Genomic DNA, 19,154 nt, shown 5'->3' with positions numbered 1-19,154 from the left:
TCATCCTTGCTTTTGTTGTTTGAGCAGCGGCAACAAGCCACCTGCGTCGACCATGTCCATCAGAAATTCGGGGATCGGTGCGCAAATCAGGCGCTGCCCGTTGGTTCGCAACACCACTGGCGTGTCCCCTTCAAACTGCAGCGCCAGGCGCTCGCCTTCTTCAATCTTGCTGGCCTCGGGGCAGGTCAACAGCAACAACCCGAGGTTGAAGGCGTTGCGAAAATACAAGCCGCTGTAGGACGGTGCGAGCACCGCCGCCAGGCCGAGGTGCCGGAGCACGCCCGCTGCCTGCTCGCGCGATGAGCCGATGCCGAAATTGGCCCCAGCCACGATCACATCGCCCTCGCGCACGCCCGAGGCAAAGTCGCTGCGCACCGCCTCCAGGCAATGCCAGCCAATCACTTCCAGACCGTGCTTCATGTAGGCACCAGGGGCCAGCGCATCGGTGTCCACATCGGCCCCGACCCGCCAGACGCGGGCATTTTGGAAGATGCGATTTTTCATGCCAGCACCTCACGCGCATCGCTGATGTGACCGCGCAAGGCCGAAGCCGCCACGGTGTAGGGCGAGGCCAGATACACGTTCACGCTGGCCGGGCCCATGCGGCCCTTGAAGTTGCGGGCGGTGGTCGAGATCACGGTAGAGCCCTCGGGGAAAGTTGCACCGTAGCCCGCACACGCGCCACAGCTGTTGGGCAACACGGTGGCCCCGGCATCTTGCAGGATTTGCATCACGCCTTCTTGCGTGGCTTGCGCTTGTTCTCTGGCGCTGGCGGGTGCCACCATGAGCTGCACACCAGCGGCCACACGCTGGCCCTTGAGCACAGAAGCGGCGGCCCGCAGGTCTTCGAGTTTGGCCCCGGTGCAGGCGCCGATGTAAGCGATGCTGGGTGTGACTTCTGAAAATTCAGCCACGTCACGCGTGTTGGCCGGGCTGTGCGGTGCCGCCACTTGGGGACTGAGACTGGAAGCATCAAACGTGTGCTGCTCACACTCGGCATCGTCGTCGGTGAACCATTGTTCGGCACCCGCCAACGACTCGGGGGCAACACCGATACCGCGCAAGTACCTCAAGGTGGTCTCGTCTGCCGCAATCAGACCGACCTGCGCGCCCATCTCGGCGCTCATGTTGGACAGCGTCATGCGCTCGGCCATGGACAGCGCCTGCACGGCAGACCCCGCAAATTCCACCGCTTGGTATTGCCCACCGTTCATGCCAAAACGGCCAATCATGTGCAGCATCATGTCCTTGGCCGACACGCCCGCTTGCAGGCGGCCCGACCAGTGCATGCGCAAAGTGCGCGGCACCTGCACCCAAATCTGGCCGGTCACGCACACGCCCAGCATCTCCGTCGCACCAATGCCGAACATGTAGCAACCAAAGGCACCGCCCGTGGGCGAATGCGAATCGCCGCCCACGCAAAACATGCCGGGCTTCAAATGCCCGCGCTCGGGCAGCACCACATGGCAGATGCCCTCGCTGTCAATGACATGTGGCAGCTTCCATTGCTTGGCCGTGTCGCGGGTAATTTGCACAATTTGCTGCGCATCGGCGTCCTGGGCGGGCACATAGTGGTCCAGCACCAGCACCACTTTGTTTTTGTCCCAGATGTCTGCGCCCAACTCATCCAGCATGGGTTTGAGTCGTCTGGGACCTGACGAGTCATGGAACATGGCCAAGTCGACATTGCAGGTGACCACCTCGCCCACGGCCACATGGGCACGGCCCGCCGCACGGGCGATGAGTTTTTGCGCCAGGGTTTGCGAAGGGGTAGCACTCATTCTGGTTTGGCTCCGGCGTATTGCACGACTTTGCGCCAGCGCACAATCTCACTGTCTACAAAGTTGGCAAATTCTTGCGGGCTGCTGCCCACAGGCGTGGCCCCTTCGCTTTCAATGCGGCGCTTGACATCGGGCGAATGCACCGCGGCGCGGGCTGCATCGGCCAGCTTTTTGGTCACATCGGGGCTCATGCGGCCTGGGCCAAACAGGCCAAACCAGGCGCTGGATTCATAGCCTGGCAAGCTCTCGCCCACCGCAGGCACCTCTGGAAAAGCCGCCAGGCGCTTGGCGCTGGTCACGCCCAGCGCCTTGAGCTTGCCCGCCTTGATGTGCGACTGCACATTGCCCACCGCCGCAAACATCAGATCGACCTGACCGGCCAGCACGTCTTGCACCGCAGGGGCTGTGCCCCGATAAGGGATGTTGACGATGTACACACCCGCCTGCATCTTGAACGCATCACCGGCCATGTGCAGCGACGAGCCCAAAGCGCCAATGGCGAAATTCAGCTGCCCCGGCTTGGCTTTGGCCAGCGCCATCAACTCTTTCACGTTGTTCACCGGCAGCCTGGGGTGCGCCACCAAAATGGACGGCGAGGTGGACACCATGGTCAGCGGCGTGAAATCCTTGACCGGGTCAAAAGGCAAGCTGGGGTAGAGCGAGGCGTTGATGGCGTGGCTGGTGAAACTCATCAACAAGGTGTTGCCGTCAGGCACGGCCTTGGCTACGGCGTCTGCTGCCAGATTGCCGCCTGCACCGGGCTTGTTTTCTACCACCACACTGCGGCCCAGCTGCGTACCCAAGACTTGCGCCAGCGTACGGGCCATGGTGTCGGTGGTGCCGCCCGCAGGTGCGCCCACCAGAATTTTGATGGGCGACTGCGATTGGGCCAGTGCGGGGAACACCAGTCCACCCAAGCTCAGACACATCGACGACAGGAAAATTCTGAGCGGTGAAGGTATTTGGGATGTCATAAAAAAACGATCTTGGAATCAATGCACCTGAATCACGAAGGCCCACCATGTGCCCGGCATGCCTTACATGCCCAAATAGGCCTGGCGCAGCGTGTCGCTGGCCAGCAGATCTGCCGGGGTGCCGGTGAAACGGATCTGCCCGTTTTCCATCACATACGCCCGGTCCGCGATGTCCAGCGACTGGCCGACGTTTTGCTCGACCAGCAAAATGGCCAGGCCGCCACTGCGCAGTTGCGAGATCAGGCCAAACATTTCTTCGACCAGCAGGGGCGACAAACCCAGCGAGGGTTCGTCCAGGATCAGCAAGCGTGGCTCGGCCATCAGGCCCCGGCCGATGGCCAGCATCTGTTGCTCGCCACCACTCAAAGTGCCCGCCAACTGCGCCACCCGCTCTTTCAGGCGCGGAAAGGTCTGGTACACCTTGTCCAAATTCTGGGTTCGGCGCTCGCGGCCGCGGGTGAAGGCCCCCAGCTCCAAGTTCTCGTGCACGCTCAGGTTGGGGAAGACCTTGCGGCCTTCGGGCACCTGAATCAAACCGTGCGTGACCACCTGTTTGCTGTGCTGGCCCGTGAGGTCGTGGCCGTCAAACTGCACCCGGCCTGCCCGCGTGGCCACCAGGCCACTCAGGGTGTGGTTCAGTGTGGTTTTGCCTGCGCCGTTGCTGCCCAGCAGCGCCACCAGCTCGCCCGGCATGACCTGCACATCGACACCGCGCAGCACTTCGACCGCGCCATAGCCCGACTTGAGGCCTTGCACATCCAACAATGCGCTGCTCATGCCTGCACCTCTTTTTGACGAGCCGCGTTCTTTTGCAGCCGTTCGGCCGTGCCGTGACCCAGATAGGCCTCGACCACGGCTTGGTTGTTTGTCACCTCGGCAGGTGTGCCATGGGCGATCAGCTGGCCCTGGGCCAGCACCCACACTTCTTGCGCCAGGCTCATCACCGCCTGCATGACGTGCTCGATCATCAGCACCGTCACGCCGCTTTGGGCAATGCCCTGCACCACCGGAATCATCTCGGCAATCTCCTGCGGGTTCAGGCCTGCCAGCACCTCGTCGAGCAGCAACAGGCGCGGGCGCGTGGCCAGCGCACGCGCCAGTTCCAAGCGCTTGCGCCCGGCCACCGTGAGGTCACTGGCCAGTTTGTCCAATTGCGGGGCCAAACCCACTTGCTTGGCCACCGACTCGGCAAATTCGAGCGCCTGCGAACGGCCCGGCAAATGCAGGTGCGCACCGACGGCGATGTTTTCGCGCACAGTTTGCGCCGCAAAAGGCTGCACGATCTGGAAGGTGCGGGTCAGGCCCATGCGGGCGTTCAGGTGCGGTGCCTGGCCGGTGATGTCCTGCCCAGCAAAAGCCACACGGCCGGTGTCAGGCACCAAAAAGCCCGACATCAGCGCAAACAAAGTGGTCTTGCCTGCGCCATTGGGGCCGATCAGGGCGCTCAGGCGGCCTTCGGTCACCGAAAGGCTCACGTTTTGCACGGCTTTGAGGCCGCCAAAGGATTTGCCCACGCCGTCAATTTGCAGCAGCGTGCTCATGATTTGTCTCCATCAGACTTCTGACCACGCAGCCACTGCAGCGGCGTGATGGTGCCCAAGCCAGCGATGCCACGCGGCAAAAACATCACGATCAGGATCAGCACCACGCCATAAATGACCATGTTGATGCCGGGCAGCTGGCCAAACAGGTTGCGCGTGAGGTCGGCCAGGATGTGCAGGCTGATGGCCCCCAGAAGCGGGCCCCACAGCGTGCCCAAGCCGCCCACAATCGCGCCCACCAAAGCCTCGACCGAGGTGTGCGAGCCAAAGGCGATGCCCGGGTCGATGTACTGAAAGACCTGCACATAAAACGCCCCGCCAGCGCCCATGAGGCCGCCTGACAGGATCGTGGCGATCAACTTGACGCTGAACGGGTTCACGCCAATGGCGCGGGCCGCGTCTTCGTTGTCACGCACCGCCTGCAAATAAGCGCCAAAGCGCGAGTGGCGCAGCCAGGCCGTGACGCACAGCGCCAGCGTGACCAAGCCCAGCATGAGCCAGATGAAACCCGCACGGCTGCCAAACTGCATGTTGGCAGCCGACTCCTTGAGCGGCAGCATCAGACCCACACCGGCACCGGTGAAGGGCACCGAGGTGGCCACGATGCGGAACACCTCGGCAAAGGCCAGCGTGACCAGCGCAAAGTACGAGCCCTTGAGGCCGTAGCGGAAAGAGGCAGCACCGACAAAGGCGCCCACGCCAGCCGCAAAAGCCATGGCCAGCGGCAAAGCCACCCAGGGGCTCAGGCCCCACTGCATTTGCGCAATGGCCTGCACATAAGCGCCGGTGCCAAAAAACAGCGCATGGCCGAACGAAAATTGCCCGCCAAAGCCGCCCAACACGTTCCAGGCTTGCGAGAGCAGGCAGGCATACAGTGCGGTCATGACAAAGTTGAGCGCTACGCCCGACTGCGTGAACAGGGGCACCGCCCCCACCAGCAGCGCAAACAGCGCAATGTGGCGAAAGTCTTTCATGCTTTCGCTCCAAAAAATCCTTGCGGCCTGAGCATCAACACCGCAATGAAGATCACAAAAATACCGACCTGCCCCAGCGACTCGCCCAGCAGCAAACCGCCCAACGACTCGACCACACCAATCAGCAAACCACCCAGCAAAGCCCCGGCAAAACTGCCCATGCCGCCCAGCACCACGATGGTGAAGGCCACCAGCACGAAGCCGTTGCCCACCTGCGGGTTGACGTAATAAGCGGGCATCAAAAAGCAGGCCGCAGCGCCCAGGCTGGCCATGCCCAGCCCGAAGCACATGGCGTACACATGGTCCACATCGATGCCCATCAGGCGGGCACCTTGTTTTTCTTTGGACACGGCGCGGATCGCGCGGCCCAGATCGGTCTTTTGCACGATCAGCAACATCGCGGCCGACACGACCAGCGCCCCGGCAAAAGCCACCAGCTTGGGCAAGGCGATGAAGGCCGGGCCGATCTCGACCGTGGTCAAGGTGTAGGCCGTGTCAATGCTGCGCGTATCGGACTTGAAAAACAGCAGCGCCAGGTTTTCCAGCACGATGGACACGCCCAGCGTGACCAGCAGGATGTTTTCATCCTTGCCGTGGCTGGCCCGGTTGATCACGCCGCGTTGCAGCGCATAACCCAGCACGAACATGGCGGGCACCATGATCGGCAGCGCCAGATAGGGGTCGACCCCGAGCTTTTCCTTGAGCATGTACACGCCATACAGCGCCACCATCAAGGCCGCGCCGTGCGCGAAATTGATGATGTGCAGCACGCCATAAATCAGCGTGAGGCCCAGCGCGATCAGTGCATAAACGGCACCGGTGGTGATGCCGTTGAGCAGTGAAGGAAACAGGATGTTCAAGTCGAGCATCGGGGGTCTTTCAATTCAGCGCAAGAGCAGTGGCGTTTCAGCCCTTGAGCGGGAAGATCGGCTCAATTTCGCGGTAGTCGCGTGGCACGATCACCTTGATGTCGCCCTTGTGGACTTGCGTCATCAAAGGCTGCGCGCCCATGTTCTGGCCATTGACAAACTGGGTCGGGCCGTACGGCATGATGTGGTTGGCGAACTTGCTGGAGGCCAGCGCATCAGTGATGGCGGCGCGGTCGGGCGACTTGGCACGCTCGATGGCATCGGCCAGCAGCATCATGGCGGTGTAAGTCATGAACACTTCGTAGCTGAAGAACTGGCCTTGCGCTTCGACACGCTTTTTGAGTTCGGCCGAGCGCTTGTCCTTGGGGTTGAACCAGTGGTTGCAATCGATGATGCCGTTGGCCGCTTCCGGGAATTCCTTGACGAACTTGTAGCTCGACGCCGCGCCACCCAGCACCGAGTAGATGGCCTTGGGTGTGATTTTTTGCTGCTGCAAGGTGCGCACCAACAGGGCGTATTCGTTGTAATAGTTGGCCGGGATCAGGATGTCGGGGTTGACCTGCTTGATGCGCAGCGCGATGTTGTTGAAGTCACGCGTGGGGTTGGCGTGCTTGATGATTTCTTTGACTTCGTAGCCATAGCCGGGCAGCTCTTTGGCCAGCAAGTTGGCGGTGCCGGTGCCAAACAGCGATTCTTCGTGAACGATCATCACGGTGCGGGCGGGCTTGCCTGCGGCGGTGTTGAGGGCGTGCAGGCTGGCGACAGCCACTTCAGCGCACTTCTTGTAGCCAGGACCAAAGCGGAAGGTGTTTTTCAGGCCGCGCTCGACGATCTGATCGGCCACGCCCACGTCCACCACATGGGGCAGGTTGTATTTGGCCGCCGCTTGCGTGGTGGCCAAGCAAATGGCCGAGGCGAAGGCCCCGACCACCGCGCTCACACCGGCTTCGTTCATCTTCTCGATTTCGGCCGTGCCCGCTTGGGGGCTGGACTGCGCATCGCCCAGCATGGCTTCGATCTTGGCACCGCCGAGCGACTTGATACCGCCGGCCTTGTTGATGTCGTCAATCGCCATCAAAGCGCCCAGGCGGCATTGCTGGCCCGAATAAGCCAGGGCACCGGTGACGGGGTGCAAGACCCCCACCTTGACGGGCTTGGGCTGGGCCCCGCTCACCAAAGGAAACGCGAGTGCCGAGGCCGCAGCTGCGGACTGGCCCATGAAAGTGCGACGTGAGGTCATGAGAACATCCTTTAAGTTGGTCAGTGAAAGTTGGCGGACAGCTCTTGGTTTACCCACACCTTGGCATCGATGCTGCCAACGCGGGACAACTGCATCTGGTATTCGTACCGGTCCGGGCGGTACAAACCATGCAGCCATTGGATAGGACGGTCTTCTTCGTCATAGATCAAGCGCCGCACGGCCAGCAAGGCCGAGCCTACGGACACATCGAGGTGCTGGGCAATGACCACGTCGGCCAGGCGGGCAGAGATGGTTTGCTCGGCACGGCCCACCTTGACGCCCGACTCTTCGAGCAGCACAAGAATGGGTTTTTGGGCCAGTTCGCGTTTGCCAAAACCCGATGAAATCGCATCGGGCACCCAAGTGGTGATGTGGGACAGTGGGCCTTGGGGCGTGCTACGGACGCGTTCGGCTTTTTGCACCCAGGCTGTGCCAGGCAATTGAAGCGCCGCAGCCACATCCACAGGGGCGCGCATGCGCTCGACCGACAACACCTTGGCTTGGGTGCGCAAACCCATGGTCACCAGGTTCTCCAACAAGCCTGTCAGACGCGCCTGCTGGCCCATGGCCATGGTGGATGCCTGCATTTGCACTTCTTGTGCACGCGAAGACACAGGGCGCGTACCACGTCCGGGCTCACGCTGGATCAAGCCTTCTTCAGCCAGTTGCGACAAAGCCCGACGCACCGTGACACGGGCCACACCAAACTGCGCCATCAAGGCCAGTTCGCCGGGCAAGCCACCGTCAAAACGGCCTTCGCGCAACTGCTCGCGCAGCACCAGATAAATCTGGTGGTATTTGGGCAATGGCAAATGTGCGTCCATGACCCCATGGTGAAACAGTCCCATTGTCCTGTCAATAGGACATTCAAGTCTTGTTCATGGGACATTTGATCGGGGATTTCCCTTGGTCAACGCGCTTGTTGACTTGTGTCCCCCGGCGCGAACGCTCAACGCTCAACGCTCAACGCTCAACGCTCAACGCTCAACGCTCAACGCTCAACGCCCAACGCCCAACGCCCAACGCCCAACGCCCAACGCCCAACGCCCAACGCCCAACGCCCAACGCCCAACGCCCAACGCTTCACGCGTAGCGCAGACGCAAATCCCGTTTGAGCAATTTGCCGCTGGGGTTCTTGGGCAACGCATCGGTGAACACCACCCGCTTGGGGCATTTGAAACCGGCCATGTGCTGCGCGCAGTGCGCGATCACCGCCGCCTCGTCCAGCGTCAGCCCGGCCTTGACCACGATCACCGCCGTCACCGCTTCCACCCACTTCGGGTCAGGCAAGCCAATCACCGCGACTTCGCTGACCTGCGGCAGGCGGTAAATCATCTCTTCCACCTCGCGGCTGGCCACGTTTTCGCCGCCAGACTTGATCATGTCCTTCTTGCGGTCCACCACGGTGATGTAGCCCTCTTCGTCGATGATGCCAAGGTCGCCGCTGTGGAACCAGTCCCCCTCAAACGAGGCTTTCGTGCGCTCGTCGTCGTGAAAGTAGCCCAGCATCAAATGCGGCGAGCGGTGCACGATTTCGCCCACCTCGCCTACGGCCACGTCCTGCATGTCGTCGTTCACCACCCGGGTCTCGACGTTGCGCACGGCCTTGCCGCACGAACCTGGCTTGCGAAGTTGGTCTTCGGGGGACAGCATGGTGGCCAGCGGCGCGATTTCGGTTTGGCCGTACAGGTTCCACAGCCGGACATTGGGCAGGCGCGAGGCCAGCTCTTTGAGCACCTCGACCGGCATGATGGAAGCGCCGTAGTAGCCCTTGGCCAGTTTGGCGAGTTTGTCGGCGTCCATGAATGGCGAGCGCAGCAATGCAATCCACACCGTGGGCGGCGCAAAGAAGCTGGTGATGCCGAACTTTTCGAGCATCGGCAACAGGTTGTCGGGCGTGGGCTTGGACGTGATCACGTTGGTGCTGCCCATGTAAATGGCCGGGCCAAAAAACACATCAAGCTGAGCGCAGTGGTACAGCGGCAGCGCGTGCAGAGCCACGTCGGCCTCCGCAATTTCGGCGTCGATCACGCAGCTGACGTATTGCCACATGACGGCGTCGTGAGTGAGCTGCGCGCCTTTGGGCGACGACTCGGTGCCGCTGGTGTAGACGATCTGCGCCACATCGTAGCTGCCCAGGCGCAAATCGGGCAATGGATCAGTGCAAGCGGCCAGCACGTCAAAGTTGTGCATGCCCGCCACGCTCTGGCTCGGGTCTTCGGAGGGCAGCCAGATGAACTGCTCGACTTTCGTTTCCAGTTTTGACGCAGCCTGCGCCAGCTCGGCCAAACCGCTGTCGGTGGCCAGGGTTTTGGCACCCGCGTGGCGCAGGATGTAAGCCACCTCGTCGGCCTTGAGCATGAAATTGATCGGCACCATGACCGCGCCACGGCGGGCCAGCGCAAAGCGCAGCGCCGCAAAACCGTGCGAATTGCGCGCCAGCACCGCCACCTTGTCGCCCTCGGCCACGCCGATGCTGGCCAGGCCTGCGGCCAGGCGACTCACCAGGGCATCGAACTCGGCATAGGTCCAGGTGGTGGCACCACACACGATGCCGGTTTTGGCAGGCAAGCGGATCGCGGTGCGGCGCAGGGCATCGGCAATGGTCTGGCGGCGAACGGCGGGGTGGATGGCGGTGGACATGTTGAGAACTCCTGCGTGGCTATGATTGAGCGATTCAACATCAGCCCCGCGAGATTTCCATTGGCACTTTCACCACCCTCCCCCCGAAAACTGTCACATACGCGAACCGTGGTGTACCAAGGCTTTGACCGTGAAGATGGCCTGTGGGACATCGAAGCCGAATTGACCGACGTCAAAACCTATGGTTTTCAGGTGCCCAACGAACGCCCCTTCCCGGCCAACGAACCCATCCACGGCCTGAAAATCCGCGTCACGCTGAACAACAAAATGGTCATCCAGGACATCGTCACGGCGATGGACGACATCCCCCACCCCGAATGCGCTGGCGCACCGCACGGCATGCACAAACTGATCGGCCAGACCATGGGCCCCGGCTGGCGCAAGGTCATCAACGCACACATCGGTGGCACCGAAGGCTGCACCCACCTGCGTGAACTGCTGTTCAACATGGCGACCGCCGCCTACCAAACCCTGCCCGCAGGCCAATGGCAGCGCCGCGAACAGGCTGGCCAGCCCCAACCCGAAATCACCCAACCGCCCTACCACCTGGGCCAATGCCACAGCTGGGCCTATGACAGCCCGACAGTGCAGAGGGCGTATCCGATGTTTTTCAGGCCGAAGGTGGTTGAGGGTTCCAATGAATCTTGAGAAAAAGTTGCAACCAATCCAGTCGTCCCCCCAGCACCATGCCGACTTTCTGACGCGTGGTCTTACCGCGATTGGAGACACTATCCAGTCTGGAAGTGGCGTGCCAGTAGAACTTGTAATGGCCACACTGGATACCAAATTGGCGATAGCTCGTGAACAGTTGCCGAATATTAAAAACCGTCAATCCCTAGAAGAGTCTCGATAAGCCTCAAGCCGCAGCCCGGTGCCTGAAGTCATCCAGCACCTGAACCAACTGAGTTACCTTGGCGGGCGGGAATATGCCCAAGCCTTGGCTTCATCAATCAAGGCTTTTGAGCCACCTGCCGCCAACTGCATCTTCTCCGGTCGTTCGGGTCTGTTGGCATCAACGCTTCAAGCCTTCGATGTACTGCACCAATTCATCCACATTGGTCCAAGGATTGGCGTGAATCTGGGGGTCTTGGTTTTGGGTTGTCGCTGCGGACTGCCGCAACTTAGTGGCGTGCTTGGTGGCTGCTGCCAACTTACCTTGCAGCTGCGCCGCCATTCCTTTTTGCGCCTTCCCGTATTGCGCCAAACCCGCTTTGGTTTTGAACTGGCTGACCACCACGTCGCCGACCGATTTTTTACCGGCCTTGGCAAATGGCGCATCGGAATAGCCAAAATGCAGCAAAAACCAAAACTCAAAGCACGGCGTTGAGGTGATGGCTTTGAAAGGTTTTCCGTTGGACGCCAACTCGCGTGTACGCTGAACAGCCGAGCTGAACGTGGGGTGTGCATCGCGGTCGAAGACGCAAAAAACCTGGTCAAAACTGTCGCCCATTTGAGCGTCTTCGGCATACAGTTTCTCGGCCGTCTGCACTACACGGTCTGGCGACGAACCCTCACTGGGCTTGATGTTCACCCATGAATGTGGAATGCCCCACACCTCGCGCAACTCGGCCAGGTCATGCGGCTCGGTCTTGCTGCCTTCACAGACGATCAAGCAGCGTGGGCTCTGCGCCCGCTGCTGCTGCTGCCTGGCCAGGGCGTTGCTGGCCCTGGCCTTGCGCTTTTTGAACAGATCGTCAGACCCCATAAAAGTCCAGATCCTTCAAAAACGGAATACCGCCATAACGGCCATTCAGATAACCGCGCTCAATCGCTTCGTTCTCGCGCGGGCTGAAGTCAGACAAGGGGTACAACTTGGAGGCCCGTTGTGCGTCTTTTTCCATGAACCACACCTGGTCACGCCGCAGAATTCTTTGGCTCAGCAGCGTGGTGTCGTGCGTCGTGAAAATCAACTGCGCCTTGGAGTTCTCCAAGTGCAAACGCTTGACCAGGTAATGGACCAGCATCGGGTGCAAGCTGGTATCAAGCTCATCCACCACCAGCACACGGTTGTTTTCGGTCACATCCAGCCAAGGCCCGGCAAAAGCAAACAAGGCGCGGGTGCCGTCTGACTCTTCCTCTTCTGCAAATTCCACACCCTCCCCTGTGACCACGTCTTGGTGCACGAACTTGACCGATGTGATCTTCTTGCCATCCAAGTCCTTGGCAATTTGATCGCGCACAGCAGACGGCATGCCTTTGGGCAGCTGGTCAACTGCAAACGTGGACTCTTCAAGCCGAAGGTCTGCAATGCACAGGTCTGCCATGTTCATGAACTCAACAATCCGCTGCCGGTCGGCGGCGTTTTTGCAGCGTTGCATCGTGTAGCCCACGCTCAGACTGTGCGGCGCGTCCACCACGCGCAAGCGGTCTTTGAACCAATCAAACACGAGGCGAAGTTGCTCTTGCTTGTTTTGAACTGCTTTCGAGAAATACAGCGTGTTCTCCAAGGTTTCATCCGCCCAGTCCTGGCGTTTACGCCCGCCCACAAACTGGGCGCTGAACTTGTAAACGTCTTTGCCTGCCTCGGCATCCCAGGCACGGTGGAACCACTTTTGAGCACGGCCTTGCGGGTAGGCGAACAGCCACTCTTCGGTCACCCGCACGGCGTTGCAGCGAACGCCGTATTCATAGCGCACACCACCTTCCATAAAAGTGATTTCAAACTCGCTGTCTTCGGCCCGGGACTGGGGAGACAGCTTGAAAGGAACCACGTCAAGTGCGTCACCCGCCTGGTGCTGGTGCGAACGCAAGACCAACTCTTGCAGGAAATTTAGCGCAGCAATGAGCGTGCTCTTGCCTGAAGCATTGGGTCCGTACAACACTGCCGAACGCACCAAACGCGGCAAGCTGCCGCCCGCACTAACTTCAAACGTATTCGACGCCAGCAGCTCGTCATACGCAGAAGCAGCCGCCATGCTCAGGGTCTGGCGTTGGTGGATGGAGCGGTAATTGCTCACTGAAAATTCAATCAACATGGATCAAATTATGCATCAGATGCATTTTTTTGCACGTTATACGCAAAAATTATGATGGAAATTTAATTTATGTGATATTACGTGAACCACAACCCCAGCATGTTTTGAAACGCCCAACTTAAGGACAGGGTAAGGCTCGCTTTATTAAAGACAGTTATTGCAACAGTGTTTATGTCACAATAACCCCATGACCACCACCTACTCCATAGACCAGCTCTGCGCGCTGACCGACTTGCCCAAGCGCACGGTCCGCTATTACATGCAGTTGGGGTTGGTGGACCGCCCCGTGGGCGAGACCCGGGCAGCGCACTACACGCCCGTGCATCTGGGCCAGCTCATGCAAATCCGCAAGCTGGCCGATGCAGGGGTGTCGTTGGAGCGCATCCGAGAAGTCTTGGCCGGTGGTGAATCGCCCGTGCCTGACCGCCAACACCAGCCCGGCGCCATCAGCGTGCGCAGCCATGTGTTCATCGCGCCAGGGGTGGAATTGCAAATCGACCCTCAAGAAGCGGGCTTGTCACCCGAACAACTGCGCGCGTTTGTGCGCAGCGTCATGACCGAATGGGAGAAAACAAAATGAACAATCAAGTGATGGGCCTCAAAAGCCGCCATGACGGTCAAGCCGTGGCCCTGCAATCGGTGCAGGCCCAGGGTCAACTGCAAGGCCTGATGCTGCGCATGAAGCTGCGCCAGGTCTACCGCAACACCACCAGCGACAACTTGGAATGCGTCTACACCTTCCCACTAGCTTGGGACGGCGTGCTGCTGAGCATGGCGGTCGAACTCAACGGCAAACGCATGACCGGCACCGTGGTCGAAAAGAAAGAAGCCGAAACCACCTACGAAAAAGCCATCCAGTCCGGCGACTTGCCCGTCATGCTGGAGCGCTCGGGCAAAGACCTTTACACCGCCAACCTGGGCAACATCCTTCCTGGCGACGAGGTGGTGATCGAGATGGAATATGCCCAACTGCTCAAGCTGGAAGGCGGCATGCTGCGTTTGAGTCTGCCCACCACCATCGCGCCACGTTATGGCGACGAACACAGCCAGGGCGGCCTGGCACCGCACCAGACCGCCGCCAGCAGCGCTCTGGCCGAATACCGCCTGCATGTGTCGCTGGACATTGCCAACCCCTTGGCCAAAGGCACCATCACCAGCCCATCCCATGGCGTGCAACTGGTCAAACACCAAAACGGCGTGATGGTCAAACTGCAAAACAAAGCATGGCTGGACCGCGACTTTGTGCTGACCATTCACGGTCTGAAAGACATGGTCTTTGCCATGGCCAGCGCCGATGCCACGCAACCCGGCCAATACACCCTGCTGACCAGCGCTACAGCCCATTGGGATGCAGCAAACACCGCGCCTGCCAAGCTGCGCATGAAAGTGCTGGTGGACGGCTCTGGCTCCATGCAAGGCGACAGCAATGAACAAGCCCGCGATGCGCTGGACTGGCTGTTCCATCAGCTGAACACGGACGATGAAGTGTCCATGACGCGCTTTGGCACACGCCCCTTGCATGTGCTGCCACGGCTGCAACCCTGCACAGAGGCTTATCAGCGCCGCCTGCGTACGGAAGCCCGCAACATCAACGCCGACTTGGGCGGCACCGAAATGGACAGCGCACTTGAAGCTGTGATTCGGATTACGCCAGAAGACGAGTGCCCAGTTGAAGCGGCCAGCATCCTGCTCATCACCGATGGCGAAGTCTGGAACATTGAACACATCGTGGCCACTGTGCGCCAGTCTGGCCACCGCTTGTTTGCGCTGGGCGTGGGCAGCGCCCCGGCCGAAAGCCTGCTGCGCGAACTGGCCGAGGTCAGCGGCGGCGCCTGCGAAATGGTCAGCCCCAAGCAAAGCATGCAACAAGCCGTGGCCCGTTTGCTCGGGCGCATGCGCCACGCCTGTGCCATCCAGTGCAGCGTGGAAAGCGATGCCGAACTGATCTACCAGTCGCCCAGCCCACGCGAAATCAGCCAGGGCGACACCGTACACCAATGGGCACAAAGCAGCCGCAAGCCGTTGGCCGCCCCCCGCCAGCGCTGGACACTGTCTGGTCAAACCCTCATTCACCAAGCCGAACAACTGCTGTGGGACACCGACGGCGTGCTGCCGCGCCTGTGCGCCGCGCAACGCCTGCTGGACACCACCGACGCCCAGCGCCAGCGAGCGCTGGCGGTGCAATACCAACTCGTCACGCCCCACACCAACTTCATCTTGGTGCACCCACGCGCCGAAGCTGAAAAAGCGCAAGACTTGCCTTTGCTGCAACAAGTGGCGCAGATGCAGGCGGCAGGTTTGGGAGGGAATGGGACGGTCAAGCATGGCGGAGAAGAGGTCAACTTCAGCGTGCCAGACAACTTGATGATGCGGGTGGCATCGACACACCGTCATGTCCCCATGAACACACCTGCTGTCTGGCGATCCAGCCGCACCCACGCAGCCACCAAGGTCGATGGCATGGCCAACGCGGGCATGGACGACATCGAGATTCCAGCCTTCTTGCGCAAAGCCGCAGACGGCGCGGATACGCCAGCGTTCCCTTCACCTGCCCCAATGCCCATCATCAAAGCCTACAGCCCGCCGACAGACACCACCGAGTTGACAGCGGTGCCCAAGCCCGTGCACACCCCAACGCCCGCGCTCACCCAGCAGGCCCTGCCACCGGACTATTGGCAACAACAACGCCAGCGCACCTACAGCAACACCTTTACCCAACTGAGCGTGGTGCTGCAAAGCCTGGACGCCCCCAACAATCCACTGGTGGACCTGCTGCAACAGTTCAACACCCAAGCCTACGGCAAACGCAGCTTCCGCGCCGCCCTCTCGGCAAGCCTGGGCACCGCACGCACCGCCTTCATGGCCGACTTTGTGCTGCACCACGCCAAAGCCCTGGGCAGCCCTGCCCTGGTCTGGGCCGTGCTGCTGCTGTGGCTGGCCGACGAAAAAGGCTTGCCGCTGGACCGGCATGCGCGGCGCTTGCTGGAGGCCGAATTGGCCAACGTGGACAGCGCCGCCAAGACCGGTTTGATCACGGGCTTGGAGGGGGCGATGAGTTCGAGGGGGGAGGACAAGGCGGCGTGACAGAGCGCTGTGCATCTTTCAATCGGCCAAAAATCCGATACTTTGGGGTCTTAAGCGCAAAGCAAACAGGCTGCCTCTGGGTAGGAGCCCAACCCTTTAGCCTAGGGTGCCGACTGCATAACGCAACTGGAACGCCTGCCATAATTCACTTCCCCAGCGTCCTAAGCGCTTCCCCTCAACAGCCTCTGGATCTACACCATGAACCGCTGCACTTTGGCCCTTCGCGGGCGTGCTTTGCTTTGCCTTGACTTCATCTCCTCCCTTGAATCCGTGGAGGCCACATGAGCAAGAAGGTCTTCATCAAAACATTTGGCTGCCAGATGAACGAGTACGACTCGGACAAGATGGCCGATGTGCTGGGCGCGGCCCAGGGCTATGAGCCCACGCAAGACGTGGACGAGGCCGATCTGATTTTGTTCAACACCTGCTCGGTGCGCGAGAAGGCGCAAGAAAAAGTGTTCAGCGATCTGGGCCGGGTGCAACACCTCAAAGCCAAGGGCGTGCTGATTGGCGTGGGCGGCTGCGTGGCCAGCCAGGAGGGTGCCGAGATCATCAAACGTGCGCCTTATGTGGACGTGGTGTTTGGCCCGCAGACCCTGCACCGCCTGCCCGAGTTGCTTGCCGAGCGCGAGCGCGAGCAGCGCCCGCAGGTGGACATCAGCTTCCCCGAGATTGAAAAGTTCGACCACCTGCCGCCCGCCAAGGTGGACGGTGCTACGGCCTTTGTGTCGATCATGGAAGGCTGCAGCAAATATTGCAGCTACTGCGTGGTGCCCTACACCCGGGGCGAAGAAGTGTCACGCCCGTTTGACGATGTGCTGGTCGAGGTGGCGGGCTTGGCCGCGCAGGGCGTGAAAGAGATCACGCTGTTGGGCCAAAACGTGAACGCTTACCGGGGCAAGATGGGGGGCACCTCAGACATTGCAGACTTTGCGCTGCTGCTCGAATACGTGGCCGACATGCCCGGCATTGAGCGCATCCGCTACGTGACCAGCCACCCGAACGAATTCACGCAGCGCCTGATCGACGCGTATGAAAAGATTCCCAAACTGGTGAGCCATTTGCACCTGCCGGTGCAGCACGGCTCGGACCGCATCTTGATGGCCATGAAGCGCGGCTACACCGCCATGGAATACAAGAGCACGATCCGCAAGCTGCGGGCGATCCGCCCTGACATGTCGCTCAGCAGCGATTTCATCGTGGGCTTCCCCGGCGAGACCGAGGACGACTTCAACAAGATGATGAAGCTGATCACCGACGTGGGTTTTGACACCAGCTTCAGCTTCATCTTCAGCCCCCGCCCCGGCACGCCTGCGGCCAACTTGCCCGACGACACGCCACACGAAGTGAAGCTGCGCCGCCTGCACCACCTGCAAGCCACCATCGAAGAAAACGTGCAACGCATCGGCGAAAGCCGCGTGGGCACGGTGCAGCGCATTTTGGTGGAGCGCCCTTCACGCAAGGACGCCACCGAGCTGGCCGGCCGCACCGAGTGCAACCGGGTGGTCAACTTCCCCGGCGGCCCCCACATGGACCGCCTGATCGGTCAGATGGCGGATGTGCGCATCACGCAAGGCCTGTCGCACTCGCTGCGCGGCGAGTTGGTGATCAAGGACTGATGTAGGCATGTCGGAGCTGAAGCTCCGACCTACGGGGCGTCGGCGTGGTGATGATCAAAGGCGCTTCAACGCGGCATGCCAGGAAAGCCCCCGCCGCCCATCATGCCTTTCATGGCCCCCATGCGCTTCATCATCTTCATGAGGCCACCGCCCTGCATTTTTTTCATCATGTCCTGCATTTGCTCAAACTCTTTGAGCATGCGGTTGACGTCGTGCACCTGAACACCCGCACCAGCGGCTATGCGGCGCTTGCGGGTGGCCTTGATCAGCTCGGGTTTGCTGCGCTCTTTAGGTGTCATGCTGTGGATGATGCCTTGCTTGCGGGCGATGTCTTTTTCGACCTTGTCCATGTCCATGGCACCGGCCTTGGCGGTCAGCTGGCTGGGCAATTTGTCCATCAGGCTGGACAAGCCGCCCATTTGCTTCATTTGCTGGATCTGCGCCAAGAAGTCGTTCAGATCAAAACCGCCACCGCTTTTGACCTTGGCGGCCAGCTTTTGCGCGGCTTCCATGTCCACACCGGCGGTGACCTGCTCCACCAGCGCCACGATGTCGCCCATGCCCAAAATGCGGCCGGCATGGCGCTCGGCGTCGAACACTTCAAGGCCGTCAATTTTCTCGCTGGTGCCGGCAAATTTGATGGGCGCACCGGTGATCTGGCGCACCGACAGGGCCGCACCACCGCGTGAGTCGCCGTCGAGCTTGGTCAGCACAATGCCCGTGAGCGGCAGCGCTTCGCTGAAAGCCTTGGCGGTGTTGGCCGCGTCCTGGCCTTGCATGGCATCGACCACGAACAGGGTTTCGACGGGCTTGAGTTCGGCGTGCAAGGCCTTGATTTCGGCCATCAGGACTTCGTCAATGGCCAGGCGACCGGCGGTATCGACCAGCAGCACGTCAAAAAAGTGTTTACGGGCGTAGTCAATCGCTGCGCGGGCGATGTCGATCGGTTTTTGGTCGGGCGAGCTGGGGAACCATTCGGCCCCGGCCTGAGCGGTCACCGTCTTGAGCTGTTCGATGGCGGCAGGGCGGTACACGTCGCCCGAAACCGTGAGCACTTTCTTTTTGCGCTTTTCGATCAGGTGCTTGGCCAGTTTGGCGGTGGTGGTGGTTTTACCGGCACCTTGCAAACCGGCCATCAAAATCACGGCGGGGGGCTGCGCCGCCAGATTGATGTCGGCCACGCCTTCGCCCATGGTGGCGGCCAGCTCGCGGTTGACCACGCCCACCAAGGCCTGGCCGGGCTTGAGCGAGCCCATGACTTCCTGGCCCAGGGCTTTTTCTTTCACCCGGGCAATGAAGTCGCGCACCACGGGCAGGGCCACGTCGGCCTCCAACAGGGCCATGCGCACTTCCCGCAGCATGTCCGCCACGTTGGATTCGGTGATGCGGGCCTGTCCGCTGATGGTCTTGACGAGGCGCGAGAGTTTGTCGGTCAGAGCGGAGGCCATGGGAAA

16 protein-coding genes and 2 pseudogenes are annotated in these 19,154 nt (G+C 60.8%); 5 read left to right on the top strand and 13 right to left on the bottom strand.

The window, feature by feature from the left end; genetic code table 11:
• From B9Z47_RS03815 to B9Z47_RS03770, 10 genes are all read right to left on the bottom strand, one after another.
• Nucleotides 1–504 carry a 3-isopropylmalate dehydratase gene (locus B9Z47_RS03815; RefSeq protein ID WP_108329863.1) on the bottom strand — a complete coding sequence of 168 codons (504 nt, stop codon included), beginning with the start codon at nt 502–504 and terminating at the stop codon, nt 1–3.
• Nucleotides 501–1,781 (bottom strand): 3-isopropylmalate dehydratase large subunit, encoded by a 1,281-nt coding sequence (locus B9Z47_RS03810; protein ID WP_108329862.1) that lies wholly within the window; start codon nt 1,779–1,781, stop codon nt 501–503. The genes B9Z47_RS03815 and B9Z47_RS03810 overlap by 4 nt, the downstream gene beginning before the upstream one ends.
• Nucleotides 1,778–2,710: a tripartite tricarboxylate transporter substrate binding protein gene (locus tag B9Z47_RS03805; protein WP_108329861.1), complete on the bottom strand. Its 933-nt coding sequence runs from the start codon at nt 2,708–2,710 to the stop codon at nt 1,778–1,780. The genes B9Z47_RS03810 and B9Z47_RS03805 overlap by 4 nt, the downstream gene beginning before the upstream one ends.
• Before the next feature lie 108 nt (nt 2,711–2,818).
• Nucleotides 2,819–3,532: an ABC transporter ATP-binding protein gene (locus tag B9Z47_RS03800; RefSeq protein ID WP_108329860.1), complete on the bottom strand. Its 714-nt coding sequence runs from the start codon at nt 3,530–3,532 to the stop codon at nt 2,819–2,821.
• Nucleotides 3,529–4,296: an ABC transporter ATP-binding protein gene (locus B9Z47_RS03795; RefSeq protein WP_369911687.1), complete on the bottom strand. Its 768-nt coding sequence runs from the start codon at nt 4,294–4,296 to the stop codon at nt 3,529–3,531. The genes B9Z47_RS03800 and B9Z47_RS03795 overlap by 4 nt, the downstream gene beginning before the upstream one ends.
• The gene (locus tag B9Z47_RS03790; RefSeq protein ID WP_108329858.1) at nt 4,293–5,270 is read right to left on the bottom strand and encodes a branched-chain amino acid ABC transporter permease; all 978 of its coding nucleotides are present in this window, start codon (nt 5,268–5,270) and stop codon (nt 4,293–4,295) included. The genes B9Z47_RS03795 and B9Z47_RS03790 overlap by 4 nt, the downstream gene beginning before the upstream one ends.
• Complete coding sequence (locus B9Z47_RS03785; RefSeq protein ID WP_108329857.1) at nt 5,267–6,139, bottom strand: branched-chain amino acid ABC transporter permease; 873 nt, start codon at nt 6,137–6,139, stop codon at nt 5,267–5,269. Before B9Z47_RS03785 ends, B9Z47_RS03790 begins: the two co-directional genes overlap by 4 nt.
• Before the next feature lie 37 nt (nt 6,140–6,176).
• On the bottom strand, nt 6,177–7,379 hold the full coding sequence (locus B9Z47_RS03780; protein WP_108329856.1) for an ABC transporter substrate-binding protein: 1,203 nt from the start codon (nt 7,377–7,379) through the stop codon (nt 6,177–6,179).
• Nucleotides 7,380–7,399: 20 nt separating this feature from the next.
• The gene (locus B9Z47_RS03775; RefSeq protein WP_199226256.1) at nt 7,400–8,203 is read right to left on the bottom strand and encodes a GntR family transcriptional regulator; all 804 of its coding nucleotides are present in this window, start codon (nt 8,201–8,203) and stop codon (nt 7,400–7,402) included.
• A 259-nt stretch (nt 8,204–8,462) separates the two neighbouring features.
• Nucleotides 8,463–10,022, bottom strand: a complete 1,560-nt coding sequence (locus B9Z47_RS03770; RefSeq protein WP_199226241.1) for an acyl-CoA synthetase — start codon at nt 10,020–10,022, stop codon at nt 8,463–8,465.
• 108 nt (nt 10,023–10,130) lie between these two features.
• On the opposite strand from B9Z47_RS03770, the gene B9Z47_RS03765 reads away from it, so the two are divergent.
• Nucleotides 10,131–10,670, top strand: a complete 540-nt coding sequence (locus tag B9Z47_RS03765) for a DUF2889 domain-containing protein (RefSeq protein ID WP_108329855.1) — start codon at nt 10,131–10,133, stop codon at nt 10,668–10,670.
• Between the two features lie 364 nt (nt 10,671–11,034).
• Here B9Z47_RS03765 and B9Z47_RS03755 read toward each other — a convergent pair whose 3' ends face one another.
• Nucleotides 11,035–11,727, bottom strand: coding sequence for an RloB family protein (locus tag B9Z47_RS03755; protein WP_108329853.1), 693 nt, complete (start codon nt 11,725–11,727; stop codon nt 11,035–11,037).
• Nucleotides 11,717–12,997 (bottom strand): ATP/GTP-binding protein, encoded by a 1,281-nt coding sequence (locus B9Z47_RS03750; RefSeq protein WP_108329852.1) that lies wholly within the window; start codon nt 12,995–12,997, stop codon nt 11,717–11,719. The genes B9Z47_RS03755 and B9Z47_RS03750 overlap by 11 nt, the downstream gene beginning before the upstream one ends.
• A 187-nt stretch (nt 12,998–13,184) precedes the next feature.
• On the opposite strand from B9Z47_RS03750, the gene B9Z47_RS03745 reads away from it, so the two are divergent.
• From B9Z47_RS03745 to miaB, 4 genes and pseudogenes are all read left to right on the top strand, one after another.
• Nucleotides 13,185–13,577 carry a helix-turn-helix domain-containing protein gene (locus tag B9Z47_RS03745; protein WP_108329851.1) on the top strand — a complete coding sequence of 131 codons (393 nt, stop codon included), beginning with the start codon at nt 13,185–13,187 and terminating at the stop codon, nt 13,575–13,577.
• Nucleotides 13,559–14,821 (top strand): annotated as a pseudogene (locus B9Z47_RS18830) (VIT and VWA domain-containing protein); the annotation flags it as partial. The gene B9Z47_RS03745 and the pseudogene B9Z47_RS18830, both read left to right, overlap by 19 nt.
• A gap of 576 nt (nt 14,822–15,397) precedes the next feature.
• Nucleotides 15,398–15,517: pseudogene (locus tag B9Z47_RS18825) on the top strand (cell division protein FtsZ); the annotation flags it as partial.
• An 845-nt stretch (nt 15,518–16,362) separates the two neighbouring features.
• The gene (gene miaB / locus B9Z47_RS03735) at nt 16,363–17,700 is read left to right on the top strand and encodes a tRNA (N6-isopentenyl adenosine(37)-C2)-methylthiotransferase MiaB (RefSeq protein ID WP_108329849.1); all 1,338 of its coding nucleotides are present in this window, start codon (nt 16,363–16,365) and stop codon (nt 17,698–17,700) included.
• A gap of 65 nt (nt 17,701–17,765) precedes the next feature.
• On the opposite strand, the gene ffh is transcribed toward miaB, so the two are convergent.
• Nucleotides 17,766–19,148, bottom strand: a complete 1,383-nt coding sequence (gene ffh / locus B9Z47_RS03730; protein ID WP_108329848.1) for a signal recognition particle protein — start codon at nt 19,146–19,148, stop codon at nt 17,766–17,768.
• Between the last annotated feature and the right edge of the window lie 6 nt (nt 19,149–19,154).

Source organism: Limnohabitans sp. 2KL-1 (genome assembly GCF_003063435.1).
GTDB lineage: Bacteria > Pseudomonadota > Gammaproteobacteria > Burkholderiales > Burkholderiaceae_C > Limnohabitans_A.
Note: the sequence above shows the minus strand (reverse complement) of the source record. Positions and strands in the feature narration are given on the sequence as shown.